General features: G+C 65.9%; 14 protein-coding genes. 6 read left to right on the top strand and 8 right to left on the bottom strand.

Annotated features, from left to right (window positions below; all coding sequences use genetic code 11):
• Positions 1–79 precede the first annotated feature (79 nt).
• Positions 80–280, top strand: coding sequence for a hypothetical protein (locus tag ASF09_RS15305; RefSeq protein WP_235529847.1), 201 nt, complete (start codon positions 80–82; stop codon positions 278–280).
• Positions 277–1,224 carry an aldo/keto reductase gene (locus ASF09_RS15300; protein WP_060526991.1) on the top strand — a complete coding sequence of 316 codons (948 nt, stop codon included), beginning with the start codon at positions 277–279 and terminating at the stop codon, positions 1,222–1,224. Before ASF09_RS15305 ends, ASF09_RS15300 begins: the two co-directional genes overlap by 4 nt.
• A gap of 138 nt (positions 1,225–1,362) precedes the next feature.
• Here ASF09_RS15300 and ASF09_RS15295 read toward each other — a convergent pair whose 3' ends face one another.
• Positions 1,363–2,745, bottom strand: coding sequence for a helix-turn-helix domain-containing protein (locus ASF09_RS15295; protein ID WP_060526990.1), 1,383 nt, complete (start codon positions 2,743–2,745; stop codon positions 1,363–1,365).
• Between the two features lie 191 nt (positions 2,746–2,936).
• Between ASF09_RS15295 and ASF09_RS20755 the strand changes: the two genes are divergently transcribed.
• Entirely contained in the window at positions 2,937–3,101 is a 165-nt protein-coding gene (locus tag ASF09_RS20755; RefSeq protein WP_164913371.1) for a hypothetical protein, read from the top strand.
• Positions 3,102–3,357: 256 nt separating this feature from the next.
• Complete coding sequence (locus ASF09_RS15290; RefSeq protein WP_060526989.1) at positions 3,358–4,326, top strand: cation diffusion facilitator family transporter; 969 nt, start codon at positions 3,358–3,360, stop codon at positions 4,324–4,326.
• 56 nt (positions 4,327–4,382) lie between these two features.
• On the opposite strand, the gene ASF09_RS15285 is transcribed toward ASF09_RS15290, so the two are convergent.
• Positions 4,383–5,039 carry a DUF4893 domain-containing protein gene (locus tag ASF09_RS15285; RefSeq protein WP_082444323.1) on the bottom strand — a complete coding sequence of 219 codons (657 nt, stop codon included), beginning with the start codon at positions 5,037–5,039 and terminating at the stop codon, positions 4,383–4,385.
• 86 nt (positions 5,040–5,125) lie between these two features.
• Positions 5,126–5,911, bottom strand: a complete 786-nt coding sequence (locus ASF09_RS15280) for a 3-hydroxybutyrate dehydrogenase (RefSeq protein WP_060526988.1) — start codon at positions 5,909–5,911, stop codon at positions 5,126–5,128.
• A gap of 101 nt (positions 5,912–6,012) precedes the next feature.
• Here ASF09_RS15280 and ypfJ point away from each other — a divergent pair, with 101 nt between their 5' ends.
• On the top strand, positions 6,013–6,927 hold the full coding sequence (gene ypfJ / locus ASF09_RS15275; protein WP_060526987.1) for a KPN_02809 family neutral zinc metallopeptidase: 915 nt from the start codon (positions 6,013–6,015) through the stop codon (positions 6,925–6,927).
• A 163-nt stretch (positions 6,928–7,090) separates the two neighbouring features.
• On the opposite strand, the gene ASF09_RS15270 is transcribed toward ypfJ, so the two are convergent.
• The 5 genes from ASF09_RS15270 to ASF09_RS15250 form a co-directional block, all read right to left on the bottom strand.
• Entirely contained in the window at positions 7,091–7,372 is a 282-nt protein-coding gene (locus ASF09_RS15270) for a DUF427 domain-containing protein (RefSeq protein WP_060526986.1), read from the bottom strand.
• 11 nt (positions 7,373–7,383) lie between these two features.
• Positions 7,384–7,758 (bottom strand): ArsC family reductase, encoded by a 375-nt coding sequence (locus tag ASF09_RS15265; RefSeq protein WP_443025027.1) that lies wholly within the window; start codon positions 7,756–7,758, stop codon positions 7,384–7,386.
• A gap of 11 nt (positions 7,759–7,769) precedes the next feature.
• Positions 7,770–9,275, bottom strand: a complete 1,506-nt coding sequence (locus ASF09_RS15260; RefSeq protein ID WP_156359393.1) for a S10 family peptidase — start codon at positions 9,273–9,275, stop codon at positions 7,770–7,772.
• Positions 9,272–11,098, bottom strand: coding sequence for a DUF885 domain-containing protein (locus tag ASF09_RS15255; protein ID WP_060527098.1), 1,827 nt, complete (start codon positions 11,096–11,098; stop codon positions 9,272–9,274). The genes ASF09_RS15260 and ASF09_RS15255 overlap by 4 nt, the downstream gene beginning before the upstream one ends.
• Before the next feature lie 110 nt (positions 11,099–11,208).
• Entirely contained in the window at positions 11,209–12,231 is a 1,023-nt protein-coding gene (locus ASF09_RS15250; protein WP_235529846.1) for an alpha/beta hydrolase, read from the bottom strand.
• 74 nt (positions 12,232–12,305) lie between these two features.
• Here ASF09_RS15250 and ASF09_RS15245 point away from each other — a divergent pair, with 74 nt between their 5' ends.
• Entirely contained in the window at positions 12,306–14,351 is a 2,046-nt protein-coding gene (locus ASF09_RS15245; protein WP_060526984.1) for an NAD(+) synthase, read from the top strand.
• Positions 14,352–14,390: the final 39 nt, after the last annotated feature.

Raw genomic sequence — 14,390 nt, 5'->3', positions numbered from 1 at the left:
GGCTAACGCTGGGGGCTTCCGGTCAGGGTCACGACGCCCCTCGTGGAAGGAAACCAGCGTTCGCTGGCATGACGGTATGATGGTGGGGGCGCTTTTCGCTATCTCGGCGCTCGCGGCGTGTTCGCCTGCGAGCGAACCCGGCGCCGTCACCGCCGACGAAGCGCACCAGTTGAACGAAGCCGCCGCGATGCTCGATGCCAACAGCGTCGACCTGAACGCGGTCGCCGCCGCTCCTGACGACACTGACCGATCCTCGAATCAAAGCGATCAGACCCGATGACCCTCCGCCGCCTCGGCTCGACCGATCTCAAGATCGCCCCGCTCGTCCTCGGCGGCAACGTCTTCGGATGGACTGCCGACCGCACCGCCAGTTTCGCCGTGCTCGACGCGTTCGTCGCGGGCGGTGGCACGATGATCGACACCGCGGACGTCTATTCGGCGTGGGTCGACGGCCACAAGGGCGGCGAGTCCGAGAGCATGATCGGCGAATGGCTGAAGGCCAGCGGCAAGCGCGACGACGTCCTGATCGCGACCAAGGTCGGCATGCTCCCCGGCGAAGGCGGCGAGAAGCTCGCCCCCGCGCGTATCGCCGCCGCTGCCGAAGCCTCGCTCAAGCGCCTCGGCACCGATCGCATCGACCTGTATTACGCGCACCAGGACGACGACTCGCAGACGCAGGAGGCTGTCCTCGAAGCGTTCGGCAAGCTGGTCGATGCGGGGAAAGTCCGCGTGATCGGCGCGTCAAACTTCCACGCCGCCCGCCTCAAGTCTGCGGTCGAGGCTGCCAAGACTTCGGACTTGCCGCGCTATCATGTCCTCCAGCCCGAATATAATCTCGTCAGCCGCACCAAGTTCGAGGGCGAATTGCAGGATTACTGCGTCACCGAGAACATCGGTGTGCTGCCCTATTACGGGCTCGCCTCGGGTTTCCTCACCGGCAAGTACCGGACGAAGGACGATCTAAACCAGAGCGTTCGCGGCGGTCGGATGGGCGAATTGCTCGAAGGTACCGGCAAGGCCGTCCTCGACGCGATGGACTCGGTCGTCGAAGCTACTGGCGCGACCCACGCGCAGGTCGCGCTGGCGTGGTTGATTGCGCAGCCGGGCGTTACGGCACCGATCGCGAGCGCCACGAGCGTGAAGCAGGTCGAAGACCTGCTGCCGGCGATGACGCTGGAACTGTCGAAGGACCAGTTGGACGCGCTGATGGTCGCTGGCGCCTGACCCTTAATCCTCCCCCGCCAGGGGGAGGTGTCGCCGAAGGTGACGGAGGACAAGGGAACAGCGGTTTCGCCTTCCTCCCCCTCCGTCAGGCAAGCGCCTGCCACCTCCCCCTTGCGGGGGAGGATTAGAAGGGCTCCCTTAGTCGCCCGCAAACGTCAGCGCGGACGTCCTTCGTTCCCGCTCGTTGATCAGCAGCGCCCGCCCTGCTGGCGCGACAGACCGTTGCGGACAATCGTTGCGGAAACAGGCGCGGCAACCGAGGCCGATCGGCATCGCCCGCCCCGCCAGATCGAAGCCGCTCGCCGCCGCCAGCACACCCGCCTGCGCCGCCGCGACGCCAAGACCAATGGCGAACTCGGCATGCACTGCACCAAAGCGGCTGCCCTGCGGCGTCACGGTGCGCGCCATCGTCAGCCAGCGCGCGCCGTCCTCCAGTTCGACCAGCTGCACCATCAGGCTGCCCGGTCGGTCGAACGCATGATGTAGCCGCCACAGCGGACAACGCCCGTCGGCCTCGACCAGCGCAGCGCCGCTTGCGCCGGGATAGCGCTTCGACGCCTGCCCCGCCCGATCGATCCGGATCATGAAGAACGGCAGCCCGCGCGCGCCGACGCGCTGCAACGTCGTCAGCCGGTGCGCGACCTGTTCGAAGCCCGCGCCGAACCGGCGTTGCAGCAGTTCGATATCATACCCCGTGGTCTCGCACCCGCGCAGGAACCGGGCGTACGGCATCATCAGCGCTGCGGCGAAATAGCCCAGCAGGTGGCGGCGATAGAGCCGTTCCGCGGCGCGATCGGTGAACCCGGCGCCTTTCGCCAGCGCATCGATCTCCGCCTTCGCCTCGATCTGCCCGAGCTGGAACGCGACCGCGAACGTGCGCGAGGCGGGGTCGAGCATTTCGCTCAACTGCAGTTGCCGCGCGTGCAGGTCTAGTCGGCGAAGTGTGTCGGGCAGCACGTCGGCGGGCAGCACGCGGATGGTCAGGCCGTGCTTCGCGCGCAGCCGCTCGGCGATCGCGCCGTAGAGATCGCCTGCGCCGAGCCGCAGTTCGTCGGCCAGCGCTTCGGCCGCGGCGTCGAGATCGGCGAAATGATTGCGCCAACGCTCGATCTCGCGACGGACGAGGGTGACCGGATCGTCGCCCGCCGCGACCACTGCGCCGCCGCCGATCCGGTCGAACACGCGCGCAAATGCCGCCGCACCGCCGGGGGCACTGGCGAGCCATTCCTCGACTTCGTTGCGGTCGATCTCGAGGTCGGCGAACATCGGGTCGGCGAGCCGCCGCCGGATCGCATCCGCGCCGCCGCCCGGTTCGCCCGCCGCGAGCGACCGCGGATCGAAGTCGAAGCTCTCGGCCAGCTTGATCAGCAGCGTCGCGGAGATCGGCCGCTGGTTACGCTCGACGAGGTTGAGATAGCTCGGGCTGATCGCGAGCATGTCGGCCATCGCCGCCTGCGTCAGCCCCGCCCCGCGCCGCAAGCGACGGATCGCATGCCCCGCGAGCAATTTCCGTTCCGCCATCGCAAACCCTCCTGTCACGATGTTTACAGAACGACACGTGTTGCACAAGCTGGACGGACACCGCGACGTTGCGGCGGCACGGGACGGCCTTCCAAATTGCCGGCTTCGAACGCTATTGCCTGTGTATCGCCTCTCTCGACACACGCTCGGTGTAAAGAGAGAGACAAGACGATCATTGAAGGAGGCAAGCCATGCAGACGACCACCGAACAACCTCGCGCCCGCGCCGTCTTCTCGACCAACGATTTCGCGCTGATGAAGGAAGTCCTCGGCGAGATGATCAGCAAGACCTCGATCGACGACGAACGGCTGACGCGGATGAGTGCGCTGTACCACCGCCTCGGCCGGCTCGGCTAAACCGCTTCACACAGTTTCCTGGGGAGGAAAGGATCCCGCCGGTGGCTCGTCCGCCGGCGGGTATTCCTGTTTCCTCCGACTTCGCCCCTCCCTGAAAGGGAGGGGTTGGGGGTGGGTCGGCCCGCTCGTGTCGCACCGGGTCGAGAAATGCGGAAACCTACCCACCCCCAGCCCCTCCCTTTCAGGGAGGGGGAAGGGAGATTTGCGTTCAAATTCCGCCCCTTTCCAACCCAGTCCCCTCGTGTAGGACGGCGGGATGGCCAAGACACTGACCGCTCGCATCAAGGACGACATCGTCCTCTACGGCGCCCTCGCCGCCAATCTCGGGATCGGCGTGGCGAAATTCGTCGCCGCCGGGATGACCGGATCGTCGTCGATGCTGACCGAGGGCTTCCACTCGGTGGTCGACAGCGGCAACCAGGTGCTGCTGCTCTACGGCCAGAAAAAGGCCAAGCGTCCCGCCGACGAGGCGCACCCGTTCGGCTATGGCCGCGAACTGTATTTCTGGGCGTTCGTCGTCGCGATCCTGATCTTCGCGATCGGCGCGGGCGTGTCGATCTTCGAAGGCTGGCGGCATATCCGGCAGCCCGAACCGCTTACCAGCCCGACCATCAACTACGTCGTCCTCGCGATCTCGTTCGCGCTCGAGGGTAGCAGCTGGACGATCGCGGTGCGCGAATTCTCGAAGTCGAAGGGCGACATGGGCTGGTGGCAGGCGATCCACCGGTCGAAGGACCCCGCCGGCTTCATCGTGCTGTTCGAGGATTCCGCGGCGCTCGCCGGTCTCGTCATCGCCGGGATCGGTATTTGGGCGAGCCATGCGTTCAACGATCCGCGCATCGACGGCGCCGCCTCGATCGCGATCGGGGTGATCCTCGCGCTGGTAGCGGTGCTGCTCGCGCGCGAATCGAAGGGCCTGCTGATCGGCGAGCGCGCCGACCCGGCGGTGATCGCGACGATCCGCAAGATCGTGTCCGCGCATCCCGCGATCGTCTCGGTCAATCATGTCCGCACGATCCACACCGCGCCCGAGAGCATCTTCGCGGCGATCAGCGCGGACTTCGACGATTCGGTGACGATGGGCGACGGCGAGACACTGATCGAGGCGATCGAAACCGAATTGCGCGCTGCGGTGCCGACGCTCTCGTCGATCTATATCCGGCCGGAAAAGCGCGAGAACGCGGCACTCGCGCCGGTATCGACTGGCACCCCAGAACCCGCCTGAACCGCGACGCGTCGCTACAGCAAGTCAGACCGAACCACGGGGCCGGCGGCCGCGCGCTAGCTGGCCGGCACCAGTTCGACGACGTCGAGCACCGATTCAAACCGGGGGTAGGGCAGCACCACGCGCCAACGATCCGTCCCGATCCGTTCGATCAACCCGGCCATGTCGCGGTTGGCGTCGCGACCATAGCGCATCGGCCGCTTTTCATCGCCAAGCTCCATTGTCCCGAGAAAGACGGCCCGAAAATCGGTGTCGGCAAAGACCGTACCGACCGGGCGCTGCGATCCGTCGAGCTTGACGAGGCTGACAACGCTCTCGCCATCGTCGTCGGAGTCGCCGCCATCATCATCGCTGGCGCCGAACCGGCAGGCGAACCAGCCTGACCGCGTAAAGGTCGGACCGATCCCCGCCCGCGCGCCGAGCTTGTAGGTGCGGCACCGATACGCACCCGAGGGCGGCAACGGGTCGACCAGCGAACGATCGGGATCGAACAGGACGGGATCGTTCGTCACTTCGCGGGGATCGACCTGCGCGAGCGCGTTGACCCATGCTTCGCGCCAGCTCCGCAGCCGCGCGCGGTCCGCGGTGGTGGCGACTCGGCGCCAGTCGAGGCTCGTGCGGGACGGATAGGCCCCCGCCGTTCCGACGCCGATACCAGCCGATCCGCAGACCGCGATCATCACACACGAGGCAGTTCCGAACCAAGTCCGCATCGTCTGGTGTCCCCATGGCTTGACCCAGGCTACCCGCGCATCCCCTTGAACGGCAATGGTTTTTCGAACGCCCCCGCGACTAAAGTTCACGCGGCGGTCCAGCCGCCATCCATCGACAGGTTCGCGCCGGTGATCGCCTTCGCCTCGTCGCGACACAGGAACAGCGCGAACGCCGCGACCTGTTCGGGGGTGACGAATTCCTTGGTCGGCTGTGCGGCGAGCAGGACATCGTTCATCACCTGGTCGCGCGTCAGCCCCCGCGCTGCCATCGTGTCGGGGATCTGGTTCTCGACCAGCGGCGTCCAGACATAGCCCGGCGAGATGCAGTTGACGGTGATGCCGTCGGTCGCGGTCTCCAGCGCGATCGTCTTGGTGAGCCCGGCGATCGCGTGCTTGGCCATGACGTAGGCGGACTTGTTCGGGCTCGCGACCAGCGAGTGCGCGGACGCGGTGGAGATGATCCGCCCCCAGCCCTTCGCGCGCATCAACGGGACCGCGGCGCGCATCATGTGCCACGCCGAGGACAGGTTGATCGCGATGATCGCGTCGAACTTGTCGATCGGAAAATCGGCGATCCCCGCGACATGCTGGATGCCGGCATTGTTGACGACGATGTCGACGCTGCCGGTTTCCGCCGCAGCACGCGCGACCATCGCGGCGATCTCGTCGGGCCTGGTCATGTCCGCCGCATCGTAGAGCGCCTGGGCACCGCTGGTCTGCGCCAACGCGGCGCGCTCGCGCTCGATCGTATCCGAATCACCGAAGCCGTTGAGGACGACCGCGGCGCCTTCCGCTGCGAACGCCTTGGCGTAGGCGAGCCCGATACCAGAGGTCGATCCGGTGATGACCGCGGTCTTGCCCTTCAGGAACATACGCACTCCTCGCTTCTCGCGTTCGGCCGATACGATGGCCGTGCAACCCTAGCGCCACCTTGCGCATTTCGTTCCCAAGCAGAAACGAAAAGGGGCATATCATGCGGCTCGACGATTACGATCCGAACATCAACGTCGAGGACCAGCGCGGCTCGGGCGGCGGCGGCGGAGGTTTTGGTGGCGGTGGCGGCGGCCTGCTGATGGGGCTATTGCCGATGATCGGCAGCCGCTTCGGCTGCGGCGGGATCGTCGTCGTACTGATCCTGATGGCGGTGTTCGGCGGCATGGGCGGTCTTGGCGGCCTGCTCGGTGGCGGGCAATCGTCGGCGCCGACCACGCAGAGCGGACCGCGAGCTGGTACCGACACGGCGTCAAGCTGCAACCTGACCCCCGAGAGCAAGGCGGCATGCAACGCGTTCAGTTCGGCCGACAACACCTGGGAGGCGATCTTCCAGAAGAACGGCCAGAAATTCGAAGCGCCCAAGCTCGTCTTCTATTCGGGTAACGGTCGCTCGGGCTGCGGCGCGGCGCAGTCGGCGATGGGGCCGTTCTACTGCCCCACTGACCAGGGCATCTATCTCGACACCAGCTTCTTCTCAGAACTCGCCAACCGCTTCCACGCGCAGGGCGACTTCGCGCAGGATTACGTGATCGCGCACGAATTCGGTCACCACATCCAGAAGCTGCTCGGCACCAACGCGCAGGTCCAGCAGGCGCAGCGCCAGGCGAGCGAGACCGAAGGCAATGCGCTGTCGGTCCGGCTCGAACTGCAGGCGGATTGCTATGCAGGCGTCTGGGCGGCGGCGAACAAGTCGCGGCTCGAGGCGGGCGATATCCAGGAGGGCATGACCGCGGCGCAGGCGATCGGCGACGACACGCTGCAGAAGGAGACGCAGGGCCGCGTGGTACCCGACAGCTTCACGCACGGTACGTCGGCACAGCGCCAGTCGTGGCTGAAGCGCGGGCTCGACAGCGGCGACCCGCAGCAGTGCGATACGTTCTCGGGTGCGATCTGACCTGACCGCGTATCCCTGATATCTCGTCATCCCCGCGTAGGCGGGGATCCATATCCGCTACGTCGCTAATCCGACGCTACGCTAGCCAGTATGGATCCCCGCCTGCGCGAGGATGACGGCGTAGGTTTAAGCATAACCGCGGCCTCGACCACGCTAGCGGGGCTCAGCCGACCGTCACGCCCTTCCAGAATGCGTACCGGTCCTTGATCTCCGCCGCCGCCGACTTCGGGTCGGGATAATACCAGATCGCATCGACGTTGCGTTTCCCGTCGACGACCAGCGTCTTGTAGCTCGCCACGCCCTTCCACGGGCAGTTCGAGTGCGTCGCGCTGTCCTCCAGCAATGCCGGATCTACGCTGTCCACGGGAAAATAATGATTGCCCTCGACCACGACGGTATCGTCGGACCGGGCAATCTCGTGACCATTCCAAGTTGCAACAGGCATGTGAGTCTCCTTCAGACGCTTTCCAACTCCGCCGCGTCATACGCCTCGGGCTTGAACCCGACCAGCAGCGTCTCGCCGGTATCGAGCACCGGGCGCTTGATCATCGACGGCTGCGCCAGCATCAGCGCCACTGCCTTGTCCGCATTGAGGTCAGCCCGGTCGGCTTCGGGAAGCTTGCGAAACGTCGTCCCCGCACGGTTGAGCAACACTTCCCAACCGACCCGACCGATCCAGTCGTGCAGATGCGCTGCGTCGATTCCCGCCGTCTTGTAGTCGTGAAACGCGTAGGGAACGCGGTGCTCGTCGAGCCAGGTTCGCGCCTTCTTGATCGTGTCGCAGTTCTTGATCCCGAACATCGTGATCGCCAAAATCGTCTCCTGTGTCATCGTGACCGATTTTACTCGGCCTTGCCCGCATAGATTGCGCGGGCGTCGCGTTTGAACGCCGCGCCGCTGTCTTCGCGGCTGTAGAACATGTGCCCGCCCGGATAGACGTTGAGCTTCACGCGCTCGGTCGCGCCGAAGCTCGGCATCTGGTCGACGATCAGCCGCGAGGCGAAGAACGGGCAGGACAGGTCGTCCCAGCCGTGGACGATCATCACCGCCATCTTGGGATCGTTGGCGATCGCTTTCCGCAGGTCGGTGACGGGCGTGTCGTCTGGCTTGCCACGATCCCACGCCGCGTTCACTGCGTACGACAGCGCATGATAGCGCGCGTCGGTTTTCCAGCCGACGACGCGCGTGACGAAATCGACCATCGCGCTGGTCGTCGGCGCGATCAGCGCGTCGAGGATCGGGTCGTTCGACTGGCGCTGCGCGGACCAGGGAAACGGATCGAACGCGGTGACGTTCGAATCGTAGACGCTGCCGATCGTGCCGTCGGCGCGGTGGATCTCGCGCAGGAACGTCGCGGAATCAACGCGGCCACCCATCTTCTGGACCAGCGCCGGATCGAGCCCCGTCAGCCGGCTGACGTTGGTGACCAGCCGTGAGACCGCCTGCGGATCGGTGCGTCCGCGCAGCAGGTCGGTCGCGAAGGCCCCCCGCGTGTACGCCTCGACGTCGACCATCGCCGCCGGGGTCAGTTGATGCTGCTGCTCGAGATGCGCCGCCGCCATCGACGGGAGGTCGATCATCCACGGCAACGGCGAGAGCGCAGTCGCACCGTCGCCTGAGGCGGGATCGAGATACGGCGAGACCATGACGATCCCGTTGACGCCGACGCCGATCTGCGACTGGAGTTCATAGGCGATCCGCGGCGCGCGGTAGCCGCCATAGCTTTCGCCCATGACGTATTTCGGCGAGCGCAACCGCCCGGCCTTCACGAGCCAGTCGTAGACCACTTTCGACAGATATTTGATGTCGGGATCGTTGGCGTAGAACGCCTTCTTGGTCTTCTCCTCGTCGACCAGGCTGCGGCTGAAGCCGGTGCCGACCGGGTCGATGAAGACGAGATCGGTGAAGTCGAGCCAGCTGTTGGGATTGTCGGTGGTGATCGGTGCGTCGGACGGCGCGTTGCCCTGCGCGCCGAACTGGACGCGCTTGGGCCCGACCGCGCCGAGGTTGAGGTAGACCGACGACGCGCCGGGGCCGCCGTTGAACGCGAACGTCACCGGGCGGTTGGTGGCGCCTCCCGTGGCGACATAGGACGTGTAGACGACCTGGCCGATCTCCTTGCCCTTGTCGTCGCGCACCGAAATCGTGCCGATCGTCGCGTCGTACGCAATCGACCGGCCGCCGATCGACGCCGACTGGCGCACCGTCTTGTCGGCGGGGAGCGGCGGGAACTTAAGCTCGTCGTCGACCTTCTTCTCGACGGTCGAGGTCTCCTTCTTGTCCTGCGCCGCGATCGGCGCGGCGAGCAGGCTGGTTGCGGCCAGCGCGATGACGAGGCGCGCGATCACTTCGCGGTCCCCCCGCCGACCGCGATCCACGAGTCGATCTTGCGTTCGAGCACCGGCATCGGCAGCGATCCGGTATCGAGCACCTGCGCATGGAAATCACGCGGATCGAACTTCGCCCCAAGCGCCGCCTGCGCCTTCGCCTTGGTCCGCGCGATCGTCAACTGGCCGATCTTGTAGGCCAGCGCCTGGCCGGGAATAGCAATGTAACGCTCGACCTCGGCGGTCGCGTCGGTCCGCGCCATCGGCGAATTGGCGAGCATGTAGTCGATCGCCTGGTCGCGCGTCCAACCCTTGGCATGGATGCCGCTGTCGACCACCAGCCGCATCGCGCGCAGCATCTCGTCGTTCAGCCCGCCCATCCGCTGATACGGATCGGTCTCCATCCCGAGTTCCTTCCACAGACTCTCGGCATAGAGCGCCCAGCCCTCGACATAGGCGGTGTTGCCGCCGAACCGCATGAAGGCGGGTAGAGCGGTGTTCTCCTGCGCGAGACTGATCTGGAAATGATGCCCCGGCACGCCCTCATGCAGGAACAGCGTCTCCATCTCCCACATGTAGCGCGAGGGCAGGTCGTAGCTGTTGTAATAGAACACGCCCGGCCGCGATCCGTCCGGCGTGCCGCCCTCGTACGAGCCGCCCGCCGCGGTCTTCTCCTTGAACGCCGGGACCGGGCGGATTTCGAGCGCGGTCTTCGGCGTCAGCGAGAACTGCTCGGGAATCCGCTGATAGATGCGCTTCTCGATCGCCTGATAGCCGTCGCGCAGCTGCGCGACCGAACTTGGCTGGAACTGCTTGTCGGTGCGCAGGAAGGTGAAGAACGCCGGCAGATCGCCCTTGAACCCGACAGCCTGCTTCTGCGCCTCCATCCCCTTCAGGATCCGCGCGACCTCGGACAGGCCGAGCTGGTGGACCTGCTCGGCGGTCATCGGCAGCGTCGTGCGCTGCTGGATCAGGTAGGCGTAATAGGCATCGCCGCCGGGCAGCGCGGACAGCCCGACCGTATCGCGCGCGACCGGCAGATACGTCTTGGCGAGGAAATCGCGCATCCGCTGGTGCGCGGGCGTGATGACGTCGCGGATCTGCTTCGCAAACGCCGCCTTGAGACGCGTCTGGTCGGCCGCCGAGATCGTCGCGGGGAAGGTCTTCACCGGGCCGTAGAAGGTCGAGCCCTCGACGCCTTCCGCGATCAGATTGTCGAACTCCTGGATCATGTTGGTGACGACCAGCTTGGGCTGGACGATCTTGTCCTTCATGCCCTGGCGGAACAGTCCGATCGCACGGTCGAGCACCACCGCATATTGCGCGTTGCGCTTCAGGTTGTTGTCGTAGTCCGCAAGTGTCTTGAACGGCGCCGCGCCCTTGCCCGACGCGAAGTCCGGATAGAAGGTCTGAAAGCCGCCGAAATGATCGATCGGCAGGTCGCGCTGGACCTTGAGGATCGCAGGTGTGTAGCCGGCGAGATCGGTCTCGTTGCGGGTCTTGAACACGTCATAGGCGATCTGATCGGTCGGCGTCAGCTTGGTCCGGTCGATCGCCTTGAGCGCGGCGAGGTCATGCTCGATCGCCGCACGTTCGCCGGCGAGATAAGCATCGGTCAGATAGTCGCCGAGCCGGTCGGCATAGCGCAGATCGCCGCGGAAGATCGCATCGATCGGATTGCGCTTCAGGCTCGCCTCGTCGCTGTCGTAGAACAGCCGCTTGAGCCGCGCATCGTCCGCGCTCTCGCCGGGCTGCGCAGTGGGCGGGGGCAGCGCCTGCGCCGTCGCAGCGGCAACGGTGAGCGTGGTGGACAACAGCGCGGCAATCACCAATTTGACGGTCAACAGGCGTTCCTTCGAATACGACGACACGGGGGTAGATTGCGACCGATGTCCCCGCAAGCGCCTGCGAACGGCTGAGGACGCCGCGATCGGAATCTCCAGTATCGCGCCGGTCACAGCATGCCGAGATCCTGCAACCATTGCCGTACCTGCCCCGGCCATTCGCGGGTGACCGGGGCCGTCGTCGGCCGCATGCCGAAGGCGTGGCGTCCCTTCGCATAGAGGCGCAGATCGACCGGTACGCCGGCCTCGTTCAACGCGAGCGCATACGCCATCGCATGCCGGACATTGTCGGTCGGATCGTTCATCGCGTGGATCAGCAGCGTCGGCGGCGCCTTAGCACTGATCGTCACCCATGGCGCCAACCCCAGATCGGTCTTGGCGTTGCTGCGATCCCAAAGGCGCCCGGTATAGGCCAGCACGGCGAAGTCGGGGCGCGACGGCTCGCGGTCGGCTGCATCGACCGTCAGATAAGTCCGTCGCTCGGCATTGCTCAGCGACGCCGCCACATACGCGCCAGCAGAAAACCCCATGACGCCGATCTTGTGCGGATCGATGCCATAGCCGGCCGCCCCATGCCGCAGCAGACCGACGGCGCGCTGGGCATCCTGCAAGGCCAACAGGATTTCTGGCCGTCGACCGAAGCCCGTCTTCTTGTCGACGGTCCATTCCTGGGGTGCGCGGTATTTCAGGATCACGCAGGTCATGCCCTGCCGGACGACCCAATCGCAGATTTCGGTGCCTTCGAGATCGATCGCCACCGCCGAGAACCCGCCGCCCGGCAGGACAAGGATCGTCGCTCCGCCAGTCTTCCGTTTCGGCCGGTAGACCGACATCGTCGGTCGCGAGACGTAGCTTGCCCAATGCCACGCCCGCCCCCCGACGAGCGGCGAGCCGTTGCCGGTTTCCTCAGGGCGATCGCCGCTGTCGGGCTTCAGGATCGCAAGATCCTTCGGCCACAGCGGCACCTGCGTACCGCCCGGTCCCGGTTGCCACACCCCAACCGTCGCAACCTTCGCGATCTCGGTTGGCGGATCGGCGCTCGGTTTAGTCTGGGCTGGCGCAATCGCGACCGCGCCGATCGTCAGCAGCGATGCCGAGACCGATGCGGAGACCAAAGCCAAGATATTGTTCAACCCTGCAACTCCTTTTGCGCGCCGACGACGCAAGCCGGTGGCGTGACGCGGGCTTGGCGTTTATCGGTACGGGTATGACGCATCCGTTCTTCGCGATCCATCGCCACGGCCTGATCCGGGTTGCCGCCGCCACGCCGCGCGCGTCGGTGGGGGATACCGCCGCCAACGCAGACGCGACGATCGCGTTGGCGAAGGAGGCGCACGCGCGGGGCGTCGACCTCGTGGTGTTCCCCGAACTGAACCTCACCTCCTATGCGATCGACGACCTGCATCTCCAGACCGCGCAGCAGCGCGCGACGCTGGCAGCGATCGCGACCGTGGTGGCGGCCAGCACCGAGGTGCGGCCGGTTCTGCTCGTCGGCGCGGCGCTGGTTCGGAACGGGCGGTTGTACAATTGCGCGCTGGCGATCGCGCGGGGCCGTGTGCTCGGCGTGGTCCCGAAGACGTTCCTGCCCAACTACCGCGAGTTCTACGAGAAGCGCTGGTTCGCAAGCGGCACCGGGATGACCGGACTGACGATCGACCTCAATGGCGAAGACGTACCGTTCGGGACCGACCTGATCTTCGCGGCGCGCGACCTGCCCGGTTTCGTCTTCCATGCCGAGATCTGCGAGGATTACTGGGCCCCGACCCCGCCATCGACCGCGGGCGCGCTCGCGGGCGCACTGATCTGCTGCAACCTGTCCGCGTCCAACATTGTGATCGGCAAGGCGCGCGATCGGGCGATGCTGGCGGCGGCGCAATCGGCGCGCGCGGTCTGCGCCTATGTCTATTCCGCCGCGGGACCGGGCGAGAGCACCACCGAAGTCGCATGGGACGGCCAAGGGCTGATCCACGAACTCGGCGAACAGATCGCGGAGTCGGCGCGGTTCTCGACCGAACCCGAGCTGGTCGTTGCCGACGTCGACTGCGAACGGATCACGCAGGAGCGCCTGCGGACCGGCACGTTCAACGATGCCGCCGTGTTCGCCGGCAATCCCGAGACACGCTTCCGAAGGATCGGGTTCGATCACGCGCCGGTACTTGAGGACAGTTGCCTCGAACGCGCCATACGTCGCTTTCCGTTCGTGCCGAACGATCCAGCGCGGCGTGACGACGATTGCTACGAGGCGTTCAACATCCAGGTGGAGGCACTGTCGAAGCGCCTCGTCGCCGCGCATGCCGACACGATCGTGATCGGCGTATCTGGCGGCCTCGACTCGACTCACGCGCTGATCGTCGCGGCGAAGGCAATGGACCGCCTCGGCCGCCCCCGTAGCGCGATCCTCGGCTTCACAATGCCCGGATTCGCGACCGGCGAAGGCACCAAAGCGAACGCCTGGGCGCTGATGCGCGCGCTCGGCATCACCGCGGAAGAGATCGACATCCGGCCAGCCGCTCGCCGCATGCTGGAGGACATCGGCCACCCCTTCAGCGAAGGCGAACCCGTCTACGACATCACCTTCGAGAACGTGCAGGCGGGTCTGCGCACCGATTACCTCTTTCGCCTCGCCAATCAGCGCCGCGGGATCGTGCTGGGCACCGGCGATCTCAGCGAGATGGCGCTCGGCTGGTGCACCTACGGCGTCGGCGACCAGATGAGCCATTACGCGGTCAACGCAGGCGTGCCCAAGACGCTGATCCAGTTCCTGATCCGCTGGTGTATCCGCACCGACCAGTATGACGCGGCGACCGACGCGATCCTGTCGACGATCCTCGCGCAGGAGATTTCGCCCGAACTCGTGCCGGCGGGGGCGGACGGCGCACTGCAGAGCACCGAGTCGATGATCGGGCCGTACGCGCTGAACGATTTCTTCGCGCATTACGTGATCCGCTACGGGCTCGCGCCATCGAAGATCGCGTTTCTCGCCTGGCACGCGTGGCGCGATGCGAGCGTCGGCGCCTGGCCTGAAGACCTGCCGGCAGATGCGCGCGTCGCCTACGACCTGCCGACTATAAAGGCGTGGCTGGAGAAATTCCTGGTCCGGTTCTTCACGACCAGCCAGTTCAAACGATCGGCGATGCCGAACGGGCCGAAGGTCTCGGCGGGAGGCGCATTGTCGCCGCGCGGCGATTGGCGCGCGCCCTCGGACGGGATCGCAACCACTTGGATCGAAGAATTGCGCTCAAGCGTTCCGTAAGGTTCGTTGCACTACCTTGCATAAATCGCCCGCGCGGCG

Source organism: Sphingomonas sp. Leaf242, from assembly GCF_001422045.1.
GTDB lineage: Bacteria > Pseudomonadota > Alphaproteobacteria > Sphingomonadales > Sphingomonadaceae > Sphingomonas.
This window is presented reverse-complemented; position numbering and strand designations above follow the sequence as displayed.

Coding starts and splice junctions, on each gene's coding strand:
- ASF09_RS15295 (WP_060526990.1), bottom strand. CDS start 2,745: ATGGCGGAACGGAAATTGCTCGCGGGGCATGCGATCCGTCGCTTGCGG.
- ASF09_RS15305 (WP_235529847.1), top strand. CDS start 80: ATGGTGGGGGCGCTTTTCGCTATCTCGGCGCTCGCGGCGTGTTCGCCT.
- ASF09_RS15280 (WP_060526988.1), bottom strand. CDS start 5,911: ATGTTCCTGAAGGGCAAGACCGCGGTCATCACCGGATCGACCTCTGGT.
- ASF09_RS20755 (WP_164913371.1), top strand. CDS start 2,937: ATGCAGACGACCACCGAACAACCTCGCGCCCGCGCCGTCTTCTCGACC.
- ASF09_RS15265 (WP_443025027.1), bottom strand. CDS start 7,758: ATGACACAGGAGACGATTTTGGCGATCACGATGTTCGGGATCAAGAAC.
- ypfJ (WP_060526987.1), top strand. CDS start 6,013: ATGCGGCTCGACGATTACGATCCGAACATCAACGTCGAGGACCAGCGC.
- ASF09_RS15245 (WP_060526984.1), top strand. CDS start 12,306: ATGACGCATCCGTTCTTCGCGATCCATCGCCACGGCCTGATCCGGGTT.
- ASF09_RS15300 (WP_060526991.1), top strand. CDS start 277: ATGACCCTCCGCCGCCTCGGCTCGACCGATCTCAAGATCGCCCCGCTC.
- ASF09_RS15270 (WP_060526986.1), bottom strand. CDS start 7,372: ATGCCTGTTGCAACTTGGAATGGTCACGAGATTGCCCGGTCCGACGAT.
- ASF09_RS15290 (WP_060526989.1), top strand. CDS start 3,358: ATGGCCAAGACACTGACCGCTCGCATCAAGGACGACATCGTCCTCTAC.
- ASF09_RS15285 (WP_082444323.1), bottom strand. CDS start 5,039: ATGCGGACTTGGTTCGGAACTGCCTCGTGTGTGATGATCGCGGTCTGC.